This window comes from Pseudomonas sp. ME-P-057 (assembly GCF_030208975.1).
Taxonomy (GTDB): Bacteria; Pseudomonadota; Gammaproteobacteria; order Pseudomonadales; family Pseudomonadaceae; genus Aquipseudomonas; species Aquipseudomonas lutea.
In genome coordinates, this window is record NZ_JARVSX010000010.1 from 66,283 (window position 1) to 89,528 (window position 23,246).

At 58.9% G+C, this 23,246-nt stretch carries 23 protein-coding genes and 1 pseudogene; 9 read left to right on the top strand and 15 right to left on the bottom strand.

Annotation, left to right across the window (positions count from 1 at the left end):
- Positions 1-315 precede the first annotated feature (315 nt).
- The 3 genes from QRN48_RS04035 to QRN48_RS04045 all read left to right on the top strand — a co-directional run bounded on the left by QRN48_RS04035 (position 316) and on the right by QRN48_RS04045 (position 4,801).
- Positions 316-3,078 (top strand): winged helix-turn-helix domain-containing protein, encoded by a 2,763-nt coding sequence (locus QRN48_RS04035; RefSeq protein WP_285349032.1) that lies wholly within the window; start codon positions 316-318, stop codon positions 3,076-3,078.
- Between the two features lie 113 nt (positions 3,079-3,191).
- The gene (locus QRN48_RS04040) at positions 3,192-4,514 is read left to right on the top strand and encodes a type II toxin-antitoxin system HipA family toxin (protein WP_285349034.1); all 1,323 of its coding nucleotides are present in this window, start codon (positions 3,192-3,194) and stop codon (positions 4,512-4,514) included.
- Positions 4,511-4,801 carry a helix-turn-helix domain-containing protein gene (locus QRN48_RS04045; RefSeq protein ID WP_285349035.1) on the top strand — a complete coding sequence of 97 codons (291 nt, stop codon included), beginning with the start codon at positions 4,511-4,513 and terminating at the stop codon, positions 4,799-4,801. The genes QRN48_RS04040 and QRN48_RS04045 overlap by 4 nt, the downstream gene beginning before the upstream one ends.
- Positions 4,802-4,834: 33 nt before the next feature.
- Here QRN48_RS04045 and QRN48_RS04050 read toward each other — a convergent pair whose 3' ends face one another.
- The gene (locus tag QRN48_RS04050) at positions 4,835-6,034 is read right to left on the bottom strand and encodes a cyclic di-GMP phosphodiesterase (protein ID WP_037018343.1); all 1,200 of its coding nucleotides are present in this window, start codon (positions 6,032-6,034) and stop codon (positions 4,835-4,837) included.
- 425 nt (positions 6,035-6,459) lie between these two features.
- On the opposite strand from QRN48_RS04050, the gene QRN48_RS04055 reads away from it, so the two are divergent.
- Complete coding sequence (locus QRN48_RS04055; protein WP_191945843.1) at positions 6,460-7,161, top strand: YiaD family glycine zipper/OmpA-like lipoprotein; 702 nt, start codon at positions 6,460-6,462, stop codon at positions 7,159-7,161.
- A gap of 57 nt (positions 7,162-7,218) precedes the next feature.
- Here the strand turns inward: QRN48_RS04055 and yihG are convergent, their stop codons facing one another.
- The 3 genes and pseudogenes from yihG to QRN48_RS04070 all read right to left on the bottom strand — a co-directional run bounded on the left by yihG (position 7,219) and on the right by QRN48_RS04070 (position 10,757).
- On the bottom strand, positions 7,219-8,127 hold the full coding sequence (gene yihG / locus QRN48_RS04060) for a 1-acylglycerol-3-phosphate O-acyltransferase, YihG family (protein ID WP_285349038.1): 909 nt from the start codon (positions 8,125-8,127) through the stop codon (positions 7,219-7,221).
- An 80-nt stretch (positions 8,128-8,207) separates the two neighbouring features.
- Complete coding sequence (pta, locus tag QRN48_RS04065; protein WP_191945841.1) at positions 8,208-10,301, bottom strand: phosphate acetyltransferase; 2,094 nt, start codon at positions 10,299-10,301, stop codon at positions 8,208-8,210.
- Between the two features lie 94 nt (positions 10,302-10,395).
- Positions 10,396-10,757 (bottom strand): annotated as a pseudogene (locus tag QRN48_RS04070) (DUF3565 domain-containing protein).
- On the opposite strand from QRN48_RS04070, the gene QRN48_RS04075 reads away from it, so the two are divergent.
- The 3 genes from QRN48_RS04075 to QRN48_RS04085 all read left to right on the top strand — a co-directional run bounded on the left by QRN48_RS04075 (position 10,726) and on the right by QRN48_RS04085 (position 13,032).
- Complete coding sequence (locus QRN48_RS04075) at positions 10,726-11,211, top strand: FKBP-type peptidyl-prolyl cis-trans isomerase (RefSeq protein WP_037018350.1); 486 nt, start codon at positions 10,726-10,728, stop codon at positions 11,209-11,211. The pseudogene QRN48_RS04070 and the gene QRN48_RS04075 sit on opposite strands and share 32 nt — an antisense overlap.
- 114 nt (positions 11,212-11,325) lie before the next feature.
- Positions 11,326-11,808, top strand: coding sequence for a glutathione peroxidase (locus tag QRN48_RS04080; protein WP_285349042.1), 483 nt, complete (start codon positions 11,326-11,328; stop codon positions 11,806-11,808).
- 120 nt (positions 11,809-11,928) lie between these two features.
- A complete protein-coding gene (locus QRN48_RS04085; protein ID WP_285349043.1) occupies positions 11,929-13,032 on the top strand; it encodes an NADH:flavin oxidoreductase in 1,104 nt (367 codons plus the stop codon).
- Positions 13,033-13,146: 114 nt separating this feature from the next.
- Here QRN48_RS04085 and QRN48_RS04090 read toward each other — a convergent pair whose 3' ends face one another.
- Both QRN48_RS04090 and QRN48_RS04095 read right to left on the bottom strand, forming a co-directional pair.
- On the bottom strand, positions 13,147-14,313 hold the full coding sequence (locus tag QRN48_RS04090; RefSeq protein ID WP_037018358.1) for a glycosyltransferase family 4 protein: 1,167 nt from the start codon (positions 14,311-14,313) through the stop codon (positions 13,147-13,149).
- Between the two features lie 165 nt (positions 14,314-14,478).
- Positions 14,479-14,781, bottom strand: a complete 303-nt coding sequence (locus tag QRN48_RS04095; protein ID WP_037018361.1) for a hypothetical protein — start codon at positions 14,779-14,781, stop codon at positions 14,479-14,481.
- 206 nt (positions 14,782-14,987) lie between these two features.
- Between QRN48_RS04095 and QRN48_RS04100 the strand changes: the two genes are divergently transcribed.
- Positions 14,988-15,620, top strand: a complete 633-nt coding sequence (locus QRN48_RS04100; protein WP_191945839.1) for a DUF4234 domain-containing protein — start codon at positions 14,988-14,990, stop codon at positions 15,618-15,620.
- Between the two features lie 140 nt (positions 15,621-15,760).
- On the opposite strand, the gene QRN48_RS04105 is transcribed toward QRN48_RS04100, so the two are convergent.
- The 3 genes from QRN48_RS04105 to cysZ all read right to left on the bottom strand — a co-directional run bounded on the left by QRN48_RS04105 (position 15,761) and on the right by cysZ (position 18,639).
- Positions 15,761-16,873, bottom strand: a complete 1,113-nt coding sequence (locus QRN48_RS04105) for a hypothetical protein (RefSeq protein ID WP_285349047.1) — start codon at positions 16,871-16,873, stop codon at positions 15,761-15,763.
- A 96-nt stretch (positions 16,874-16,969) separates the two neighbouring features.
- Positions 16,970-17,497, bottom strand: coding sequence for a DUF2931 family protein (locus QRN48_RS04110; protein WP_285349049.1), 528 nt, complete (start codon positions 17,495-17,497; stop codon positions 16,970-16,972).
- A 386-nt stretch (positions 17,498-17,883) separates the two neighbouring features.
- Entirely contained in the window at positions 17,884-18,639 is a 756-nt protein-coding gene (cysZ, locus tag QRN48_RS04115) for a sulfate transporter CysZ (RefSeq protein WP_285349050.1), read from the bottom strand.
- A gap of 377 nt (positions 18,640-19,016) precedes the next feature.
- Between cysZ and trxB the strand changes: the two genes are divergently transcribed.
- A complete protein-coding gene (gene trxB, locus QRN48_RS04120; RefSeq protein WP_037018368.1) occupies positions 19,017-19,979 on the top strand; it encodes a thioredoxin-disulfide reductase in 963 nt (320 codons plus the stop codon).
- 83 nt (positions 19,980-20,062) lie between these two features.
- Here trxB and QRN48_RS04125 read toward each other — a convergent pair whose 3' ends face one another.
- From QRN48_RS04125 to QRN48_RS04150, 6 genes are all read right to left on the bottom strand, one after another.
- A complete protein-coding gene (locus tag QRN48_RS04125; protein ID WP_191945835.1) occupies positions 20,063-20,404 on the bottom strand; it encodes a HopJ type III effector protein in 342 nt (113 codons plus the stop codon).
- Complete coding sequence (locus tag QRN48_RS04130; RefSeq protein ID WP_191945834.1) at positions 20,397-20,693, bottom strand: DUF1244 domain-containing protein; 297 nt, start codon at positions 20,691-20,693, stop codon at positions 20,397-20,399. The genes QRN48_RS04125 and QRN48_RS04130 overlap by 8 nt, the downstream gene beginning before the upstream one ends.
- A gap of 87 nt (positions 20,694-20,780) precedes the next feature.
- Complete coding sequence (gene folX, locus QRN48_RS04135) at positions 20,781-21,152, bottom strand: dihydroneopterin triphosphate 2'-epimerase (RefSeq protein ID WP_191945833.1); 372 nt, start codon at positions 21,150-21,152, stop codon at positions 20,781-20,783.
- Positions 21,153-21,155: 3 nt separating this feature from the next.
- Positions 21,156-21,716 (bottom strand): GTP cyclohydrolase I FolE, encoded by a 561-nt coding sequence (gene folE / locus QRN48_RS04140; RefSeq protein WP_037018378.1) that lies wholly within the window; start codon positions 21,714-21,716, stop codon positions 21,156-21,158.
- A 20-nt stretch (positions 21,717-21,736) separates the two neighbouring features.
- Positions 21,737-22,447: a dihydromonapterin reductase gene (gene folM, locus QRN48_RS04145; RefSeq protein WP_037018380.1), complete on the bottom strand. Its 711-nt coding sequence runs from the start codon at positions 22,445-22,447 to the stop codon at positions 21,737-21,739.
- A 225-nt stretch (positions 22,448-22,672) separates the two neighbouring features.
- Positions 22,673-23,242, bottom strand: a complete 570-nt coding sequence (locus tag QRN48_RS04150; protein WP_285349052.1) for an antibiotic biosynthesis monooxygenase — start codon at positions 23,240-23,242, stop codon at positions 22,673-22,675.
- Positions 23,243-23,246 lie beyond the last annotated feature (4 nt).

The window sequence follows — 23,246 nt, forward strand, 5'->3', positions numbered from 1 at the left end:
AGCGGAGAGCGTGCAATGTTGATCACAGCTGCAGCGCACTGAAGTCCTCCGCTGTTTCACCCTATGGCTGAACCCCATGGAGCAGAAAGGAAACACCCCAAGCGGTCGGGGTGTTTTTTAATCCGCCCACCGCGCTGCCCCTCTACCCCCGCCATCGCAAACACCCGCCCTCAGACATATAAACCGACATTCGCCCTGTTGATTGGATATGTTTTCTTACAGTCTTTCGTCTAACACTGTTCTAAAGGCTGTCCATAGCCGCTAGTCTCCCGACATCTGAACGCCGAACAACAAGCACTCCAACAAGAGCCGGCCATGACTGATCTGTCGCGTTTGCAAGGATTCGCAAATCACGCAGTCACTGCGTTGGAAGGCCGTTTCTTCCGTCCGCCGCTGCCTGAAGGCTACGTATCGAGGCCTCGATTGTGCGAGCGGCTGAGTGCCGGTTTGTCAGGGCGGTTGTTGCTGATCAGTGCGCCGGCCGGGTTCGGCAAAAGCTCGCTGGCGGTGGAGTTTTGCGAGAGTCTGCCCGCTCAGTGGCAGAATCTCTGGCTCGGCCTGAGCCATCGAGACAGCGACCCGGGCCGGTTTCTTGAACGGCTTCTCAGTGGGCTGCAGCAGTTTTTTCCTCAGTTGGGTGGCCAGGCCCTGGGCCTTCTCAAAATGCGTCAGCGCCATCAGCCTTTTGCTTTTGAAGAATGGCTGGACGGTTTGCTGGATGAGCTGGCGATGCACCTGATGTTGAGCAAGCCGCTGTTGCTGGTGCTCGATGACTATCACCTGGTACAGGGCCCCGTCCTGGACCGATGCCTGCAGTTTCTCCTCAACCACCTGCCTGCGGGCATGAACATTTTGGTCACCAGCCGTCAGCGGCCCGAGTGGCACCTCGCGCGACTGCGCCTGTCACGTCAATTGCTTGAACTGTCCGAGCAGGATCTGCGGCTGACCGACGATGAATCGCTGGCCGTGCTGGATCAGCAGCGAAATTCCTTGAGCGATGGGGCATTGCGCGCACTGCTTCAACGCAGCGAGGGCTGGGTGGCCGGCTTGCGATTCTGGCTGCTGGCGGCGCACGAGGCTGGCAGCAACGCGCTGACTCAGGAGCTTAATGGCGGCGAGGGACTGATCCGTGACTACCTTCTCGAGGAAGTAATCGACTGTTTACCGGCAGACGTACAGGCATTCCTTTATGAAACCGCCTGCCTTGAGCGCTTTAGCAGTGCCTTGTGCGATGCAGCGCGGGACAGCCACGACAGCGTCCAGATGTTGGATTACCTGAAAGCGCATCAGGTTTTTTTAGTCCCGCTGGACGAGCACGGTCGCTGGTTCCGCTATCACCACCTGTTCTCCGATTTGCTGCGCGCGCGTGCCGGAAACAACGTGACACCACAGCAACGCAGGGTGCATCTGAACGCCTGCCGCTGGTTTAGCGAACAGGGTTTGCTTGATGAGGCCATCGAGCAGGCGCTGCGTGCAGGGCATCTGGATGTGGCGGCCAATCTGGTGCAGAACCTTTCCGAAGAGCAACTGCTGGCCGAACAGAACGTCGGCATGCTGTTGCGCTGGAAAATGGATTTGCCCGACAGCCTGCTGGTCAGTACGCCGCGTCTGATCGTGCTGTATGCCTGGGCGCTGGGTCTGGCGTGTCAGTTGGATGCGGCCGAGGAGCTGGGCAATCATCTCAGTCGCTTCCTGCCAGCGCCGTCTGCGACGGCTCAAAATTCCATGCTGGCGCAATGGCTGGCGCTGAGCGGCATCATCGCCCGGGGCCGCGGTGACAGCGAAAAAGCCCGTCGATACTGCGGCGAAGCGCTGGCCAGTCTGCCTCCCAGGCGTTATGGCCAACGGCTGCTGTGTCTTTCGACACTGGCCAATCTGGCCATCGCCGAAGGAGATTCATGGGGCGCCAGGGCGCTGAACCGTGACGCACTGGAGTTGGCGCAGCGGGTGGCGAATCCGCTGTTCGAGGCACTGGCGCACTATGATCGTGCCCGCACCTTGCAGGCTCGGGGCGAGACGCTTCGTTCGATGGAGGAAGTGCGCCAGGGCTTGCGCCGTCTCAACGGTTTGTCCACTCAGCGGCTGTACGCCGTACGCGCGAGGCTGACGTTGTACGAAGGTTATCTGCTGGTGCAATTTCTGCAGCCAGAAGCGGGGCGCGAGCGGCTTGATGCCGGGCTGGCCGAAGCGCGCGCCTGCCGAGACATCAGTGTGCTGATCGGGCATTGCGTGATTGCCGGCATGGAAGGGCGCGAGGGGCGATATGCGCAGGCTTTCGCCGAGCTGGCCGAGGCCGAACGGCTGATGCACATCTGGGATGTCCCGCCGGTTTACTACCTGGCAATGATTACCCTGGCCAAATGTGAGCTCTGGCTGGCTCAGGGCCGCATCGACCTTGCCGATGCCTGGCTGCTGCGATTGGGCCAGACCTATGGCGGTGACCAACCCGCCGCGGCGCCCGAATGCTCGCCGCAATTGCCGCAACAGATCGAGACGCTTCGGGCCGTTCTCGACCACATTCAAGGGCGCACGGATGAAGCCATCGCACGCCTTCAGACACTTCGGCAGTATGCCGAAGGGGTTGGCGCCGGGTTGCTCGGCCTTAATGCCCTCAGCCAACACCTCCTGCTGTTGCTTGACTCATCACGCGCGCCTGAGGCCGAGGCCCTTTTTGTGCAGAGTCTTCAACTCGCAACGGGCGGGGCAGTCTTGCCATTCCAGCGATTGATCAGCCGTCACCCCGAGTGGCTGCGCGAGCAATTGTGCAAACGGCCATCGTGCCGCCTGGTCGACTACCTGCTGCAGCAACTTCCGCTTTCCGCTCACAGCGATGGTCCACTGTGCCTTGGGGTGATCAGTGAGCCGGGAACCTGCCACGGCAGCGACAGCCTGAGCGCCCGGGAGCTTGGCGTGCTGCAGCTGATCGCGCAGGGGTGTTCGAATCAGGAAATCAGCGAGCGCCTGTTTATCTCCCTGCACACTGTCAAAACCCACGCCAGCCACATCAACAGCAAACTCGGGGTGGAACGACGGACTCAGGCAGTGGCACGGGCACAGGAGATGGGATTATTGAATTGAGAATTCGGCATTAAATTGCCGACTAACATCATTTCACAGCATTTTTAGGTATTAAATTGCCTTTTTCATTCTCAGGTCCTATTGTTTAGGCATTAAATTGCCGAGCAGCTTTTATGCAGCTGACCCTCCAACTCCACCTGGCAGGCCACTGGCATGACGCGATGCGTATCGATGTCGATAAGCCTGAGGCCGGGCTGGACAGCCCGTGCAGCTTTGCCTACGAGCAGGCGTTTCTGGTGGACCACCTGAATGCCCTTGCGCGTCCGACTTCGCCCTCTGTGAGCGCTCGAGTACCACTGGGCTGGGATCTATTCAGAACTGCTGGATTGCCGGCCTTCCTGCACGACATTATTCCTGCGGGCGCGGCCCGCCGTTTTTTGCTGGCGCGTCTTGCGTTGCCGGGCGGTGAAAATTACCCGGCCGATCTGGTGCTGTTACAGCGCTGTACGCCAGCCCCCGTCGGGCATATGCGCATCAAGGAGTCTTTCGAAGCCCTGTCTCAGGCCAGCAGCATCGGTTTTGACCGGGCCGAAGTGGTCGCTCGGGACAGCCGCTTTCTGGAATATGCGTACGAACAAGGCGCAGCCGTGGGGGGGGCAACGGGAGCAGGGGGTGAGGCGCCCAAACTGCTGCTGGTGGAGGACTCAGAAGAGCGGCTGCACCCGGATGCAGCGCTCCCGGACAGCGACGTCCGCCAGCACTGGTTCGTGAAGTTTTCGCGAAATAAGGGCAACGATACCGATCGCACCATTCTTAGAAGCGAGTTTTGCTACTACCAGGCGCTGCAGCGCTTGGGTGAGCGGACCGTACCGTGCGAAGGCATGACGCTTGAAGAAGCCCGCAAGCCCAGCCTGTGGATGCAGCGCTTTGACCGCAGCTTGGTCGGGGGCGGCGTGCAAAGGCTGGCGGTGGAGTCGGTTTACTCCCTGGCAGATATCACCCGTCCCGGTGCATACATGACACACGTTCAGGCGGTGAGTGTGCTGGCTGATGCGTGGTCAGCAAACGGTCAGCAAAAGGATATTCCGCAACTGGTGTCGGAATACCTGCGCCGCGACCTGGTCAATCAGATTCTCGGGAACAGCGACAACCATGGGCGCAATACGTCGATCCTGCGCGATCAGCAGCGCCTTTCCCTGGCGCCTATTTATGATCTGGCGCCCATGGTCATGGATGATGAAGGCGTAACTCGCACCACCAAGTGGCCCAGCCCCATCGAACGTGCCGGTGAAGTGGACTGGCGCGAAGCGTGCCGGGCATTGTCTGCCTGGGTAGAGCCGGAGGAACTGTTTGAAGGACTTCGGGCTGACTGCCAACGTTTACGGGCATTGCCTGATCTGCTGAGTGAAATCGGATTGCCGCAGAAGACATTCAATCACCCACGCATCATGCTGGCGCGGCTCGATGCAACCCTCAAGCAGTGGGGTTTGCTGTGAGCGACGAGATACGCCAACGCGGACTCATCCTTGATGAGCTTCGGGCCCAGCTTCTGGACGGGACCGTCTCGATGGGCCACGCAGTGAAACGGCTTCGAACCGAAATAACCGGGTTGCGTCAGGAGCAGTTCGCTCAAATGTGCAAGATATCCCTCCGCACTCTGCGCCAGCTGGAGCAGGACGAGGGCAATCCCACCTTACAGACACTCAATGCGGTGTTCACGCCCTTCGGCATGCAGGTCGGCATCATCCCGCTGCGACGCAGGCCTGCGCCTACCGTTCCCTGATGGGGAGGTACGCCGGCGGGATCGGCCCGCGGATCAGGCTGCGGGCTGACCCGCCCACATGCTGTTGACGTCCAGCAGGCCCCAGTCTTCAGCCAGCTCGAATTTGACGATGCCGTCCTGGACTGCCGGACTGGCCAGATTGATGATCTCAGGCTCAAAGGGCATCCTGGTCCGGGTGGATAAAAACACCTTCACTTTTGGGTGCAACAGGGAGGTTTCGTCCTGTTCGACCACCACGCCCAGGCGTTCGCTTTTCAGCCGAACCAGCGCGCCGACGGGGTAAATCCCCACGGTTTTGACGAAGTGCTGAAAAATCGTCACGTCAAAGTGGCCTTTCCAGGAGGCCATTTCGCGTACGGAGTGCGCTGCGTCCCAGCCCTTTTTATAGGGCCGGTCCGACGTTACGGCGTCATATACGTCACAGATCGCGCCCATCTTGGCGAGCAAACTGATCTCGTCACCTTTCAGGCCATGGGGATAACCGCTTCCGTCGACCTTTTCGTGATGATGAAGGCACACGTCCATTACCAGTCGTGTCACGCGCTCGCAGCCCTGAAGAATCTCCAGGCCGGCCTGAGGATGGTGTTTCATGACCTCGTACTCTTCGTAGGTCAGGCGATCCGGCTTATTGAGAATGGCCGAATCGATCATCATTTTGCCGACGTCATGCATTAGCCCGGCGACCCCTGCCTCACGTACCTGGTCTTCATCCAGGTCCATCTGCCGAGCCAGCGCCACCATCAGTGCGCACACCGCCACTGAGTGCATGTAGGTGTACTCATCGGTTGTCTTGAGGCGCGACAGGCTGATGAGCGCGTGGGGGTGACGCATGACGGATGTCGAAATCTCCTCGACCAACAAATCGACATCCTCGGTGTTCATCGCCCGGCCCATACGGGCGTCGCTGAACATGGTCATCACGGCTGCCTTTGCGCGGCCACAGATCAGGCGCGCGCGGGCCATCTCCACTTCCAGGCTGCACGGAGCAGTACTGACAGGGTCGGGACATTCATCCACGACCTGTTCAGCCTGCTGGCTGGCGACGGGGCTTTTGCCCAGTCGGGTGTCGATCCAGACCTCACGGGTCGATGCCTGTATCTGCCGCAGTACGGCATCGTCATCAAGTTCGCGCTCGACGTGCGCGGTCCAGAAAGGATCATTGACGCGAGGACGGCAGAACTCGTGGATGTACATGCCCAGCGTGAGGTCCGATACCGGGATTTTTCTTAGCATAAATTGAGCTCTTGCGCGTAAGGACTGCGCTGCCTTGCTTGAAAGTGAGAGCATATTTTGTGGGTTGCTTTATCACTGCGCTTTCCTGTGCTTGCGCAACGCCAGTATAGGAAAGGACGGGATAAATAAAACCACCCGGTAGCAGGTGGTAATGGCGGCTCACTTGGGTGGATAGTGATGAAAATCAGGGTGTTACTGAAGTAACTCAAGCGGATGAGACTGTTCGCCAATCGAAAAATGCGATGAACAGCACATTAAATCGGGCTATATATTTTTCAATTATTAACTAAAGAAAATATTGTTCCGGCCGTGCGCTCTGCGGTTCAGCCCGTGTTAAGGAATTTTTGACCTGGACCGTGCTCTAATCGGCGAAATCATCGGCCTTTGTTGTTGGCCGTAGAAAAGCAAAACAGGAGCTCTCCTTGATGTTGACCTTTCGCCGTTTGATCATCGCTGCCACCGCATTTACCGTGCTTTCTGGCTGCGCAACGCAGAACCCTTATGACAACCAGGGGCAGGCGCAGAACTCAGGTGGCGTGAGCAAGACCGCCAAGTACGGTGGGCTGGGTGCCTTGGCGGGCGCCGTCGCCGGTGCTGCCATTGACCATAACCACCGTGGCAAAGGTGCATTGATCGGCGCCGCCGTGGTGGGTGCTGCTTCGGCCGGTTACGGCTATTACGCTGATAAACAGGAAGCCGCGCTGCGCGCCAGCATGGCCAACACCGGCGTTGAAGTTCAGCGTGAAGGCGACAACATCAAACTGGTGATGCCGGGCAACATCACGTTTGCCACCGACTCTTCAGCCATCGCCAGCAGCTTCTACTCGCCGCTCAATAATCTCGCGGGCTCGCTGAAGCAGTACAACCAGAACATGATCGAAATCGTCGGCTACACCGACAGCACCGGCAGCCGCCAGCACAACATGGACCTGTCACAGCAGCGCGCTCAGAGCGTAGCGACGTATCTGACATCCCAAGGGGTTGATGCGGCTCACTTGTCGGTGCGCGGCGCCGGTCCCGACTCGCCCATCGCCAGCAACGCTGACGTCAATGGACGTGCCCAGAACCGTCGCGTCGAGGTCAACCTCAAGCCGATTCCAGGCCAGCAATACCAGCAACAGCAGTAAGTGTTAACGCAGCATCAAAAAACCCCGGCCATTGCGCCGGGGTTTTTGTTTTAAGTGTTAACGGGCCTGACCCGGATACTGCGCGTGCATCTGCGTGAGCAGGGCATCTTTCTCTTCCCACAGCGCGTTGATCCACTGCTGGAATTCCAGGCGATAGGCATCGTCCTGATCGTAGCTTTTGCCAATGAACTGCGGCGGAATCTGCACCTCCTCGAAATGGGCGACCACTTCTCGAACGTTGCCGCACAGCAAGTCCCAGTACCCTGGCCGACCGGCCGGGTAATGAATGGTCACGTTGACGATGGATTCCAGTTGTTCGCCCATGGCGTCCAGCACGAAAGCGATGCCGCCCGCCTTGGGCTTGAGCAGGTGGCGGAAAGGCGAGTTCTGCTGCGCATGTTTGCCTGCGGTAAAACGGGTGCCCTCAACGAAGTTGAAAATGCCCACCGGATTGTTGCGGAACTTCGCGCACGTGCGTCGCGTGGTCGCCAGGTCCTTGCCCTTCTTTTCGGGGTGTTTGGCCAGGTACGCCTTGCTGTATCGCTTCATGAACGGAAAGCCCAGCGCCCACCAGGCGAGTCCAATCACCGGTACCCAGATCAACTCTTGTTTGAGAAAGAATTTGAGCGGGCGAATGCGTCGGTTGAGCACGTACTGGAGCACCATGATGTCGACCCAGCTTTGGTGATTGCTCGTCACCAAGTACGAATGCTGATAATCCAGCTCCTCCAGTCCGCTCAAATGCCAGCGGGTATGACCGAGCAGGTTCATCCAGGCATTGTTGTTGCTGATCCACGCCTCGTGGATGTGGCTCATCATCCAGTCCGTGAATTTTTGCGCAGCCGGGAAGGGCAGGCAGAGTTTGAAGATGGCCACGATGAACAATGGCGTGCAGCAGATGATCGTGTTGAGCGCCAACAGCAGCGAGGCAATGACGCCGCGCAAAGGGGCGGGCAGGAAATCCATGTAAATCGAACTCCGGGTGGGGTCGGCCGCCGGTCGGATCCGGCGGGTTGATTATGGGCAAACGATATTGCAGCGCGGCGTCATTGCGGCAGGGTGGCCGCCTGGATCGCCGTGAGCGCGATGGTATAGACGATATCGTCAACCAGAGCGCCACGCGGCAGATCGTTGACTGGCTTGCGCAAGCCTTGCAGCATCGGACCGAGACTGACGCAATCCGCGCTGCGCTGCACCGCCTTGTAGGTCGTGTTGCCGGTGTTCAGGTCGGGAAACACGAACACGTTGGCGCGACCCGCCACCGGGCTGTCCGGGGCCAGTTGCCGGGCCACTTGTTCGTTGGCTGCGGCGTCGTACTGCAACGGCCCGTCGATCAACAGACCACGCTGGGTCTCCCGCGCCAACTGCGTGGCTTCGCGGACTTTTTCCACTTCTTCGCCACTGGCCGAATTACCGCTGGAATAGCTGATCATCGCCACGCGCGGCGACAGGCCGAACGCGACAGCGGAGTCGGCGCTCTGCACGGCAATCTCCGCCAGTTCGGTGGCTGTCGGGTGCGGGTTCATGATGCAGTCGCCATACACCAGCACTTGCTCGGGAAACAGCATGAAGAAGACCGACGACACCAGCGTGCAGCCCGGCGCTGTCTTGATCAGTTGCAGGGCCGGCCGAATGGTATTGGCGGTGGAATGAACAACCCCTGACACCAGCCCGTCCACTTCGTCGAGGGCCAGCATCATGGTGCCGATGACTACCGGGTCTTCCAGTTGCTGTTCAGCCATCGGCGCATTGAGGTTTTTGCTGCGGCGCAGCTCGACCATCGGCGCCACATAACGCTCGCGTATCTGGTCCGGATCGAGAATTTCAAGGCCTTGGGGCAGCTCGATACCGTGGGCCCGGGCGACTGCGTTCACCTCTTCAGGCTTGGCCAGCAGCACGCATCGCGCAATGCCACGGGCCTGACAGATCGCTGCAGCCTGTACGGTCAAAGGCTCGGCACCTTCGGGCAGCACGATCCGCTTGTTAGCCGCTTGGGCGCGCTGTATCAACTGATAGCGGAACACCGCCGGCGACAGGCGCATTTCCCGCGGCGTCCCGCAGCGCTGATGCAGCCAGTTGGCATCCAGATGGCTGGCCACGAAATCGGTGATGATCTCCGCGCGCTCGCGGTCATCGATGGGGATTTCCTTGTTCAGCTGGTTGAGCTGCGTGGCGGTGTCATAGGAGCCCGTGCTCACGGAGAGCACCGGCAGACCTGCCTGCAACGCGCCCCGGCACAGATCCATGATTCGTGGGTCAGGCAGGGTATCGCTGGTCAGCAACAGCCCGGCCAGAGGGACGCCATTGAGCGTCGCCAGACTCACGGCCAGAATGATGTCGTCGCGATCGCCCGGCGTCACCACGAGCACGCCGGGCTTGAGCAGCTGCAGCGTGTTAAGCACCGTACGTGCGCAAATGATGATCTTGGACATCCGGCGCTGTTCATAATCGCCGGCATTGATGACCTGAGCCCCAAGCAGATCCGCCACATCGCGGGTGCGCGGTGCGTTCAGGTCCGCCTGAAACGGAATGCAGCCGAGTAGGCGGAAGTCGCCGCTGCGCAACAGCGGGGAGTGCTCCTTGAGCCGCGCCGAAAAGGTTTCCATGCTTTCATCTGTGCGCACCTTGTTCAGGATCACACCGAGCACTTTAGGGTCCTTCGGTCCGCCAAACATCTGCGCCTGAAGCTCGACGCGTCCGGAGAGCTCGGTCAGCACCTCGTTTTCCGGGGCTGACACCAGGATGACTTCCGCATCCAGCGCCTTGGCCATGTGCAGGTTGACCCGTGCCGCGTAGCTCGCGCTGCGTGTCGGCACCATACCTTCGACGATCAATACATCCCGACCGATCGAGGCTTCCTGATACAGCTTGATGATCTCTTCGAGCAGCTCGTCGAGCTGGCCCTCGCCAAGTCGGCGCTCGACGTGAGCAAGCCCTAATGGCTTGGGCGGCTTGAGTCCGTGCGTGCGGGCAATCAGCTCGGTCGAGCGCTCCGGGCCCAGATCGCCTGGATGAGGCTGGGCAATCGGCTTGAAAAAACCGACCTTGAGTCCGGCGCGCTCCAGGGTGCGAACCAGCCCCAGGCTGATGGACGTCAAGCCCACACCAAAGTCTGTGGGCGCGATAAAGAAAGTCTGCATGCGGGCTTCTCGAAAATGAGCAGTGCAAAGGGCGTGGCGCTATGAGTTCAGCCATCGGACCGGATAAACCAGGACGCTGTTCAGTCGCAGCGTCTCATCGGGGCACAAGGTTATCGTTAACCGGGCCTGGCGCGCACCAGCCGCAGCGAAAGCATTGACCGATAGTTGCCAGACGCTGCTCGGCATCAAGCACCCAGGGGCGGGATTGCCATGGCGGGTCGTGGCGTAAATGCTGGGTGTGACCGCAGGACAGTTCGACGACCCAATGGCCGTCCAGGTCCTGATGAAACCCGGTAATGGTTGGTTGGGCGGAGGGGGCTTTGAGGGATTCCAATCGGGGCCGTCCGTCTGAGTTGCGTTCGCTTTCGCGCGATTGCTTGGTTAGACTTGTTCGCTCATCTCTATTTGCAAAAGGTCTCGCCCCATGCCGATCGCCGCCAACAAGGCTGTCTCCATTGACTATACCCTGACCAATGACGCTGGTGAGGTCATCGACAGTTCTGCCGGCGGCGCGCCGCTGGTTTACCTGCAAGGCGCAGGCAACATCATCCCGGGTCTGGAAAAGGCGCTGGATGGCAAGGATGTCGGCGACGAACTGAAAGTGTCCATCGAGCCGGAAGACGCCTACGGCGAGTACTCCGCCGAACTGGTCAGCACGCTTAACCGCAGCATGTTCGAAGGCGTCGACGAGCTGGAAGTCGGCATGCAGTTTCATGCTTCCGCGCCCGACGGCCAGATGCAGATCGTGACTATCCGCGATCTGGACGGCGACGATGTGACAGTCGATGGCAACCACCCATTGGCCGGCCAACGCCTGAACTTCGATGTCAAAATCGTTGCCATCCGTGATGCTAGCGAAGAAGAACTGGCGCACGGTCACGTGCATGGCGAAGGTGGTCACCACCACTGATTGTCCTGCTAAGCTGATTGAGCTGGCCAGGCGTCCTCGCGGTCTTGTGAAAACAGCGGTTTTCGCAGTCTGTCAGGGCGCTTTTTTCGGTAAACAGGTTCCAGGGGAGTTTTCATGAGTGTATTTCACGAGCTGAAGTTGAAGGCTCTGGATGGCCAGGAGCTACCCCTCGCGCCGCTAAAGGGCAAAGTGGTTCTGGTGGTGAATGTCGCCTCCAAATGTGGCCTTACGCCTCAATATGCAGCGCTCGAACTCCTGTACCAGAAATACAAGGACCGAGGCTTCAGCGTTCTCGGGCTCCCGTGCAACCAGTTCGCTGGTCAGGAGCCTGGGACTCAGGAGGAGATTCAGACGTTTTGCTCCCTGAACTATGGCGTAACGTTCCCTTTGGGTGACAAGGTTGATGTCAACGGTCCTCACCGCGATCGTCTGTATCAAATGCTGGCGGGAGAAGGTGCGGAGTTTCCGGGTGATATCACATGGAATTTCGAGAAATTTCTGGTAGGCCAGGACGGCCGAGTGCTTGCCCGTTTCTCTCCTCGCACGACGCCTGACGATCCCAAGGTCATCGCTGCCATCGAAAAAGCATTGCCCTGATCGGGCATTGCGTCCCTCTTTTGACCCTTAATCACCCCAGTCAATAGTGCTTCGTATCTGCGGCAGTTCGGCCCATCCTGTATGACCTTCATCATATTTTCGGACGCCGAGGAAGCCCGCATGCCCGTTCAAGCCCTCTTCAAACCCTTCCATCTGGGCAGCCTCGAGCTGCCGACGCGCGTCGTGATGGCGCCGATGACTCGCTCGTTTTCACCGGGCGGGGTGCCCAATTCAAAGGTGATCGATTACTACCGCCGCCGCGCGGCTGCGGGTGTGGGTTTGATCATCACGGAGGGCACGACGGTGGGGCACAAGGCGTCGAATGGCTACCCCAACGTGCCAAGGTTCTTTGGCGCGGATGCACTCGATGGCTGGCGCAAAGTGGTCGAGGTCGTCCATGAGGAGGGAGGCAAGATAGTGCCTCAGCTCTGGCACGTGGGCGCTGTACGTCGCCTTGGCACCGAGCCCGACGGAGCGGTGCCCGCCTATGGTCCGACCGAGAAGCTCAAGGATGGAAAAGTCGTTGTTCACGGCATGAGCAAAGAAGACATCACCGAGGTCATCTCGGCGTTCGCCCAGGCAGCAAAGGATGCCAAGGCCATCGGCATGGACGGGGTGGAAATTCACGGCGCCCATGGCTATCTGGTCGATCAGTTCTTTTGGGAGGGCTCCAACCAGCGCACCGACGAGTATGGGGGTGATCTTGCCCATCGCTCGCGCTTCGCCATTGAGCTGATCCAGGCCGTGCGCGAAGCCGTCGGGCCGGATTACCCGATCATCTTTCGCTATTCGCAATGGAAGCAGCAGGACTACAGCGCACGCCTGGTGCAAACCGTGGAGGAGCTCGACGCGTTCCTCAAGCCGCTGTCTGAGGCGGGCGTCGATATATTCCACTGTTCTACACGGCGTTTCTGGGAGCCCGAATTTGAAGGCTCAGAGCTTAATCTCGCTGGCTGGACGCGCAAGCTCACGGGCAAACCGACCATCACCGTGGGCAGCGTAGGCCTGGATGGAGAGTTTCTGCAGTTCATGGTCAACACCGACAAGGTCGCACAGCCAGCGAGCCTGGAAAATCTGCTCAAGCGTCTGGGCGACGAGGAATTTGATTTGGTAGCGGTGGGCCGGGCGCTGCTGGTCGACCCGGACTGGGCTTTAAAGGTAAGAGAAGGGCGCGAGCACGACATCCTGCCGTTCAGTCGTGAGGCGTTGACTCGACTGGACTGAGGGTCAGTGCCCAACCGGTCCGGTGTTGCTTAAGAGAGTCATCGGCATCGGACCTTGCCGTGGGAGTGAGCGAGATCACTCCCACCTGTATCACGCACAGCACACGGTGGACGATCAAACGCCCAAAATTACTCCATGCGGAGTCTCGCACGCCACTCGCAGGTAGTTTTCGAAAGCGTCGATAATCCCGGCCCAACCCTGGCGGCTGGCATGCTGGCGGGCGTTGAGCCTAACCCGACGCAAGGTTTCGTCATCCTCCAGCATCCATCGGGCCGCATCAATGAAGCCTTCCTCATCGCCTGGCATCGCCACCGCGCCGTTATGGCCGTGGTGGATGTGCTGCGCCGCTGCGGCCTCGTCGTAGGCCACCACGCCCAGGCCGGACGCCAGGGCCTCCAGCACCACGTTGCCGAACGTCTCGGTCAGGCTGGGAAACAGAAAAAGGTCGCACGATGCGTAGTGGGCCGCCAGCGCATCGCCGCGCTGTGTGCCGCAAAAGATGGCATCGGGGAGCTGGCCCTCCAGCATTGACCTGACCGGTCCGTCGCCGACGATCACCAGCTTGAGATTCTTCTCGGGGTAAGTGCTGACCAGAGCGTCGAAGGTGGGCTTCAGCAGGCCGAGATTCTTTTCCGCAGCCAGCCGACCCACGTGCAGCACCGCCGTATCCCCCGTTTCCAGTCCCCAGCTTTCGCGCAGGGCGCTCGAACGTTTCGAGGGGTGAAACAATTGGCAGTCCACACCGCGCGAGAGCAATTCAAGGCGTTCAAAGCCCCGTCGTTCAAGCTCGGTCTTCTGGGTGAAGCTGGGCACCAGCGTCGCGCTGGAGCGGTTGTGAAACCATCTCAAATAGGTGGTCATCAGCCGGGTCAGGAAACTCAGCCCGTACTGCCGCGTATATTGCTGGAAATTGGTATGGAAGCCGCTGACGATGGCAATCCCAAGCCGGCGTGCCGCCCGCAGCGCCGAAAGCCCCAGCGGCCCTTCCGTCGCGATATACAGCACGTCGGGGCGATTGCGCTGCCAGCGGCGCAGCAACTTGTGCATCGACGACTGTCCCCACTGCAGCCCCGGATACCCCGGTATGGGCCAGCCGCGGCATAGCATCAAATCGGCTTCCGCCGCGCGCAGCCCATCGTCGTTTTGCCGCGGCCGGATCACCTCGACCCGATGCCCGCGCACGCGCAAGCCATCGCAAAGGCGACTGAGCGTGTTGGCCACGCCGTTGATCTCGGGCGCATAGGTCTCGGTGATCAGAGTGATGTGCAGGGATTTACTCATGCCAGCAGTTTCCGAGCACAGCATTGCGCTTGTGTGGCCGTTGGGTGATGGATTTGTGACCGCAAATGACCAACCAGAAGCAATATGGCTTCGCTCGAGCCTGACCATTTGATAAGACGATCCAGAGCGGTCGGGTTCGAGCAAGGCTGCGGGCTACCGGACGTGTCACTCGCCGACGGTGAATGGCACCAGCCGTGACCCACCGATGCGCTCGAAGGCGGCCGGCGCTGGCTCGTAATGGGTCTGCACCGGGTTCAGGCTGATGAGTTGCAGGGGCGAGCGGGGCTCGCTGGGCCTGGCAAGGTTCGCGGCTTCAGCCTTGAGGGTCTGTGAAACGAACGGCTGGGTGGCCTGAGCCAGTGCTTGCATGAAGGCGGGGGCATTGGGTTCCGGCTTCGTACGCCTGTCCATCAGGGAGGAGCCAGGGCTGGTGATTGTTTTGATCGGAGTGCTCGGTGTGGATTCCATGGGCGTGTAACTCCTCGGGATGGTTATGCCGATTGGTACAAAAGGGTCGGCAAATGCTCGCCCGGAGTGGGCATGTCCATGGTTAAACAGGAAGGCTGTGGGACGTGGCGAATACCGTCGTAGGAATCGTCCTGATTTTTCCCGGGTTGATTAAAAGAGTGTTTCCACCTTTAGCATGCGTCGCCTCAACTTCTGGAGGAAACGCTGTGTCCGAGCAATTCAATGCGCCACCTGCTGCCGACCTGACGGCTTTGCCTACAAGCGGCCCACCGTTTTATACCGTGTCGCTGATCAAGCTGACGGTGATGATGCTGATCACCTGCGGGCTGTACGGGCTCTACTGGTATTACAAAAACTGGTCGCGTTACAAAGCGTATTCGGCGAAACCGATCTGGCCGGTCCCGCGTGCGATTTTCTCGTTGTTTTTTGTGCCGTCCATGTTTGGCAAAGTGGACGCGTTGCTTAAAGAAAAAGGGCAGCGAGGGGTGCCTTATTGGGGCGCGCTTGCGGTAGCCATGATTCTCCTCGCGCTGGCGCCGTCCCTTGTCGTGTTTGTCCATGGCATCGCAGCAGGCTTGAGAGGTGGCGCTTCGGCAGGCCTTGGACTTATCCCGTTAGGGATATCCGTCATTTCGACGTTCGCACAGTTCCTGATCATGCTCAGAGTGCAGTCGTTCATTAACCAGCTGAACCGCGACGCCGAAGGAAGCTGCAAGTGTGGTTCTACCTTCGGTGAAGGTATATGGGCGATGCTGGGCTTAATGTGCTGGGCAGTTGTGATAATTATCGTTGTCATGATTGAATCTATCAGAATGTATTTCTCCAGCCGTGGCCTTTAGCCAGATGAGCGAGTAGCTACACTGGTAGATCCTGCACTCACACAAGAAAGGCCTCAATCGAGGCCTTTTCTCTGCATCAGCGAAACCGCTCTGCCAGCGCCGCATCCTTGCGTGTGGCATCCCAAGCAGGTCGCGCTGGGTCACCCAGGTCGGAAGCAACCTGTGCTGCCGCCTATCTCCAAAGACAGGCAGCCGGGAGTGACCTCAAGTTGCAGATACTGAAACAGATCCGATAACTCTCCGTATGCCGGGTTGGGCTTGGCGTCCCACTCTACGATTAACCACCTCGCCTCCGGGGTAACCTCAAACCATTCGATGGCCTCGGTCGAGCCCTGCATGCCCACGCCAACTTTCTCCAGTTCTTTGTTGGCCTGGTAGGGCAGGGCTATCCGTTCTTGAGTCGAGTCCGTCCAGACATTCGATAGGGTCGATCCGTCCTTGAATTGCCAATACACCATCATCGGCTTAATGGGAGGCGGTTTCATCGGGTCGTAATGAAAGACTTCAACCAAGTAGTGAGTGTCGATTTGATTAGCATCCTGCTCATCGAGCCTTCGATGAGCCTCAGCTAAGGTAAACTCATCAGGTTCTGTGTATGTGATCGGCTGGTTTGTTGGTTTTTTCCACCAAAAATTAAACATGCGGCTACTGGGTGCTACGTCGAACCAGCGTGTTGGGGCGGCCATTTGAGAAGTGCTTAGCCCTATTTTTGTGATTGTCCTGTTGAGATCGTAGTGAAGCATTGCACGGGACGATGGGTCAGCGGTGAGCTTCATAGAGGCAGCGGGCCCATGGTCAAATTGGACGTGAACGAACTCCGGCTTGATGCGAGGAGGCTCACGATAACGAGCGTAACGCATTTCCAAAATGTAGTGACTCGGCCAGAAATCCAATGGAGCGTATTTATTCTGGATGGCGTATTCCAAAAGTGCACTCTTCGGCCGCTCCCGGAATGAGTCGAAGGCAAGCTCATGAGCGGGTCGAAGATTGGGTTCGCTTTCTAACGTCAGGACGTCGTCCTCGACAGACCAGAGCCCTTTCGCAAAGCCACTGGCACTTCCATATTCGACTCCCGCCGTGAATGTTCCGTCTTTTTCCAACTGCAATCCAGCAGCCATTTCCATCACGCCGTGCAGGTAATATCGTCCTTCCAACGCTTGGGTTTCAGCGCGTGTGCAGGTCGCGACTATCCACAGGAGAACGATAAGGCAGGGTTTGGAATTAAAACTGCGTCTTAACTTGAGTAGATTCATACATCCCTTTCATATGTCGCGCGCTCAAGCGCTGAGGAGAATAGTTCTTTGAGTTGCTGGCGATCGATTTTGGTAGCGGAGTATCAGCGCGACTATTCACCGCGAACCATATGGAATGCCGAATTTCTCGACATAGGCTTTAGACTCAGCCGATGGCTGAACGAATTTTCCGTCTGATAAGCCATCATTAGGCCCGGTTGGGTCTATCTTGGCCTGCACCCTCGTCACCTCAATGGGAGACAAGCAAGGTCCTGTTACCCAAACTTTTACAATGCCGCCCGGTGCCAGGCCTATGACGATGGCTTTGCGGTAATCGGTGATCCATTTCGCATCGGCACGGCAAAAGGTTCTCTCTCCTTTAAGCATAAGTTTCCTAATCGACTCCGGCATATCAATACGGGCGTGATAAATCTGCGGTTCAACCAGCGATTGCCAGCGGATATACATCTCTTTAGGAAGGTCAGCTTTGAGATATTTACCTTTGCCCCATCCCACGCGCTCAACAAACGGCTGGCTCAGCCGCTCCTCTCCCTCAAACGCTAAAACGTCAAGCGCAATTGGCAAGCGATGAACAACAAGTTTATGGCGACTGTGATCGAAGAAAGGCGGCAAATTGGTGAGCATGAGCGAGCGTCCCTGACAGGAAATGCGCCCCCGACCGGCCCATAAAGATCCGATCAACTCATCCATGGAAGGGGCTGAAGCGGGCGAAGATGAAGCTTTTCGAAGTGTCATTCCATAGGGAAAACACGAACCGGACGCGTCCTAATGGAGATAGGGAATTCCCCTACACAGATCGCAAGCGGCACGGCGTTTGAGCCGCCCGACATTCTCGGCTGAAGGCCGAAGCTGGGTCGTGTAGTTTGACGTGATGCAAGCCAGATTGCCGGGAACTGGCCCGCTCAGATAAGTCCAGTAGTCGGCGGTAACCCCGGATGTCCAGAGCGCTGGTCGACCATTTAAAAAAGCGTGCGTACCAAAAAGGCCTCAAACGAGGCCTTTTCTCTGCATCAGCGAAGCCGCTCCGCCAACGTCTCCGCCCCGCGTTCCCTCACCCAAAACAAAGTCGCGCCCGCGACTGCGGCCGGCATCATCAGGATGTTGACCACCGGGATCAGCAGCACCAGATAAACGATCCCGCCAAAACTCATGCTTTGCCAACGCTTGGCGCGAAGCCAGGCGAGCATGTCCTGCCAGCTCATCTTGTGGTTGTCGGCGGGGTAGTCGATGTATTGGATCGCCATCATCCAGACGCCGAACATCAGCCACAGCGGCGCAGCGATCAAGTTCACCACCGGAATCCACGAGAGGATGAACAGCCCGATGGCACGGGGCAGAAAGTAGCCAAGCTTGCGCATTTCACGGCTCAGGGTGCGCGGGATCATTTCGATTAGTTCGCCCCAGCTGAACGCCGGGAAGTCGTCCGTCCCGCGCAAGACCACTTCTACCTTTTCAGACAGGAACCCGTTGAACGGCGCGGCAATAATGTTGGCGATCATGGTAAAGGTGAAGAACACCATCAAGGCCACAAGCACGACGAATAACGGCCACAGGATGTAGTTCAGAAAGCTGAGCCAGCCGGGAAGGGTGGGCATGAAGGAGTCCACCCACAGCCTGAACTCATGGCCGGCGAAGTAGATCATGGCGCTGAACAGCACCAGATTGATCGCCAGTGGCAGCAGGACGAACAGTCGCAGGCCGGGGCTGAGCACCAGCTTCAGACCTTCGCGCAGGTATTGAGGGCCGGAAAGGGCGGGTGCAGGCATGGGTGCCTCCAGTCAATGATGTCGCGCCGACCTTACCGGCTTTGCCTCGCGGGCGGAAGCACAGCGGGGCCGGCGACACTCACTGAAACACTCCTGCGGCGGCAGGGTCTGAGCATAATCATCGCCGCTGTGAAGCCAGCGCGTATAGCGCTGGCCTATGGGCTGGATTGTGAAACGATATTTCCTTAATCTTCCTCGCCCCGATAAGCTTGCGGGCAAGTTTTGTCGCATCGTGTCTCACGTTGCGAGTGCATTTTCAGGATGAGCGGGTGCCTTACACGGGTGGCCCCGCCAAGCCAACCCTTCCAACCGGTACGCCGGTTCAGTTCAAGTGACTCCGACCACACGTAACGATGGCCGGTCAATAGGAGTGTGTCATGTCTGATGTACGTCATTCGCGAGTGATTATCCTTGGCTCCGGCCCAGCCGGTTACAGCGCTGCGGTCTACGCCGCTCGCGCCAACCTCAAGCCGCTGTTGATCACCGGGATGCAGGCAGGTGGTCAGCTGACGACCACCACCGAAGTCGACAACTGGCCGGGCGACCCCCATGGCCTCACAGGCCCGGCACTGATGGAGCGGATGCGCGAACACGCGGAGCGCTTCGAGACAGAGATCGTTTTCGACCACATCAACGCTGTGGACCTGGCCGGCAAGCCGTTCAGCCTGAAAGGCGACAATGCGACCTACACCTGCGACGCGCTGATCATCGCTACCGGGGCAAGCGCTCGTTACCTCGGCCTGCCTTCCGAAGAAGCGTTCATGGGTAAAGGCGTTTCGGCCTGCGCAACCTGCGACGGTTTCTTCTATCGCAACAAGCCGGTCGCCGTTGTCGGTGGCGGCAACACGGCCGTCGAGGAAGCGCTGTACCTCGCCAATATCGCCAGCAAGGTGACTCTGATTCACCGTCGCGAGACCTTCCGCGCCGAGAAAATCCTCATCGACAAGCTGCATGCGCGCGTGGCCGAAGGCAAGATCGAGCTCAAGCTCAATTCTACTCTCGACGAAGTTCTGGGCGACACCATGGGCGTGACCGGTGCGCGTCTGAAAAACAACGACGGCAGCTATGACGAAGTGAAGGTCGACGGCGTATTTATTGCCATTGGCCATACGCCGAACACGTCGCTATTCGAGGGCCAGCTGGCGCTCAAGGACGGCTACATGGTTGTTCAAGGCGGCCGAGAAGGTAACGCGACGGCTACCAGCGTTGACGGTGTATTTGCCGCCGGGGATGTTGCAGATCACGTCTACCGTCAAGCCATCACCTCGGCAGGTGCAGGCTGCATGGCTGCACTGGACGTTGAGCGCTACCTGGACGGCTTGGCCAACGTCTCGTTCTGATCAGGCATTCAGGCACAAAAAAAACCGGCTTATTGAGCCGGTTTTTTTATGTCCTGCAAGCGCGCTTTTGTAGGGCAGGGCAATCAGACCTTACGCTTGAGAGGCTCGGCCGAGAATTGCACGCCTGCCAGTCCGTTAGCGATCAACGCCCGAATGTTTCCATGGTCCGACCCCTCGGGGGTTGCGAGCACGGCACGATAATGTTCGCCAAACGCCAGCAGCGCTTCCTCATCGCTCAGGCCTTCCAGCAGTGCCATGCCAAGTGTCTTGCAAGAGCCTTCGTTCTGACCCGCTGCGTTTTCCACCGGCCCGTTGCTGAAGGCCTGAGGCTGGTAATCGTAATGCGCGGCCACAAACGCGAGCGTGTCGGCAAAAAGGTGATTGCCGCTGGCAAGGCTGGCACGCAGTGCGCTCAGGTCATTCATGCTTCGGTTCCTTGGCGAAAGCGGCCTGTTGCTCCGGGCTGGCTTCTTTCTGGTAGGTGGATTTCCACTCGCTGTAAGGCATGCCGTAAACCACTTCGCGGGCGTCATCAAGTGTGATCTCGATGTGCTTCTCGTCAGCGGCGGCCTTGTACCACTTGGACAGGCAGTTGCGACAAAAACCGGAGAGGTTCATCAGATCGATGTTCTGCACGTCCTTGCGGCTGTCCAGGTGCGCTACCAGACGGCGGAAAGCGGCGGCTTCAAGTTCAAGACGTTGTTGCTCGGTCATGGCGGGCTCTGTAGATGAATAACGTGGGACGAATGATAAAAGCGGCAGTAGGGGTGGGCAAGCGCGCCAGGGTGACGGCGCGAAGGCTCAGCGCGCCGCCGCGAGCGTGATCGACACCGATTCGGCGAAACGCAGCGCGTGAGGCTTATCCACCTCGACCTCGGCGTACTGAACCGCTTCATGGCTCATCACAAGGTCAAGCACCTCCTGCGTCAGGCGCTCGAGCAAGGCAAAGCGATTGTTTTCCACGTGCTGGATGATCGCCTTAGTGATGGTGCGGTAATTAAGCGCATGGTCGATATCGTTGTCGCGCACCGCTTCCTGGGCCGCGTACTGGATCGTCAGATTGATCAGTACATCTTGCTTGTTGAGGATTTCGTCCTCGTTGATGCCGATAAACGTACGCAGGCACAGGTCTTTGACCCTGATGCGTGCCGTGCCGGGTTCGAGTCTTGCCATGGACTACTTGCTCCGTCCGATCAATTGCAAAAATTCCATTCGGGTGGTGGTCGACTCGCGGAAGGCGCCGAGCATCACCGAAGTGTTCATGGTCGAGTTCTGCTTTTCAACACCGCGCATCATCATGCACATGTGCTGGGCCTCGATCACCACCGCCACGCCTGCTGCCTTGGTGACATCCTGGATGGCATCGGCGATCTGTCGCGTCAGGTTTTCCTGAATTTGCAGGCGCCGCGCGAACATGTCGACGATGCGGGCGATCTTCGACAGCCCCAGGACCTTTCCGGTGGGGATATAGGCAACGTGGGCCTTGCCGATGAAGGGCAGCAGGTGATGCTCGCACAGCGAGTACAACTCGATATCCTTGACGATGACCATCTCGTCGCTCTCGGATGCAAACAGTGCACCGTTGACGATCTCTTCCAGGGTTTGCTCGTAGCCATGACAAAGATACTGCATGGCCTTGGCTGCGCGCTTGGGTGTATCCAGCAACCCTTCGCGTTCAGGATCTTCACCCAGGCCGACGAGGATTTCACGGTAATGCTGTGGCAGTGACAGGGTCATCAATGATTCCTCGGGGCGACTTACTTTAGGTGCCGTCCGCCGTTTAAGGTCAGCGTGGTGCCGGTGACGTAGGGGTTATCCAGCAGGTAGCGCACGCTCTGGTAAATCACCTCGGCACCAGGCTCGATTCCGAGGGCCGATTTATCCAGCGTGCGCAGGCGATAGGCTGCATCGTCGTCGGGTTGGAACATCAGCATGGCCGGGGCGATGCCGTTGACCTTGATATGGGGGGCAAACTTTGCTGCGAAGGACAGCGTCAGGTTTTCCAGCCCCGCTTTGCTGGCGCTGTAGGCGACATGCTTGCTGCTGCCTTTGCGGGTGACGTCGTCGCTGATGTGAACAATGTCGGCTTTCTCGCATCGCCGCAGCAAATCGGCGCAATGGAGGTTGATCAGATAAGGCGCCAGCATATGGACGCTGAACATGCGCGTGAACACATCCGCCTCGTCATGCGTGCTCTCGGCCAGCCAGTCTGATGCGTTGTGAACGATCGCCCTGAGGCAGTCTGTACGATCTTTCAGGCGTGCAATGAAATCCAGCACGCTGGCCTCGCAGGAGAAGTCCGCCTGCAGGACGACTGCGCCGAGGTCTTCGAGCTGTCGCACACCTGGGCGGTCGCTGCGGTACGTGATGATGACGGGCTGGCCCTCCGCCAAAAGGCGCTCGGCGCAATACAGGCCGACGCGCTGGCTGGCGCCAGTTATCAGGACAGGAGCAGGGGAGCAGGCCATGATTGTCACGCATCAAAAAAACAGGGAGGGGAGGTCGGTCGGGGCGCGGAGATCGTTGCATTAACTGCCATGAAGTCGCCGTCAGGGTAGACCGTAAGCCAAGTTAACCCAACGGCCGCTTCTTGTACAACCGGGAGATGGCTGTACATGTTTTGTCAGGGGCGATGCCCGGAACGCTGAGCGCCGCACGCGGCAGGCCACTTCGCGCGAGGCCGCTACTGCGTTTCAGCGAGTGGACGCTGATTCCGTACCGTTGACCTGAGCGGGCGCATTGCTCTGCAGCCACCCTGCCAGCAGATGGGTCGACAGCGGGATGAACCAGAACACCATCAGCGGAGTGAGGATGAGTGTGCTGATCATGATGCGCGGCAAGAGCTCCAGTTGGCCAAGCAGCGGACCCAGTACGAAGTTGAAGATCAGCGACACCGGGAAAAAGGCCAGCCAGATGGCGACCGCCTGCTTCCACCGGGGCGGGCGCTGGCCTGCGGCACCAAACCAGCCGTCGATACCGCTGACGCGGTGCACCGAGTCTTTGGCAAACAGACCGCTGCCGCGCACCAGCCAGGAGCGTCGGGATGCAGAATGCTCCCAGGCGTGCATGGTGGCCTCGTCTGCAAAGCGGAAAATAATCTGGAATTCGTCATCCCCTGGCGGCGGTGCAAGCACGCCTGAGCCGAGATAGCCGGGGAAGTCAGTGGCAAGTTGTTCGCCTTCGTGCAGCCAGGCGATCAATTCCTGGTAGCGGCCATGGGCGACGCGACGGGCAACCATCAGCGTGACGGGAGAGGTAGACATTGTG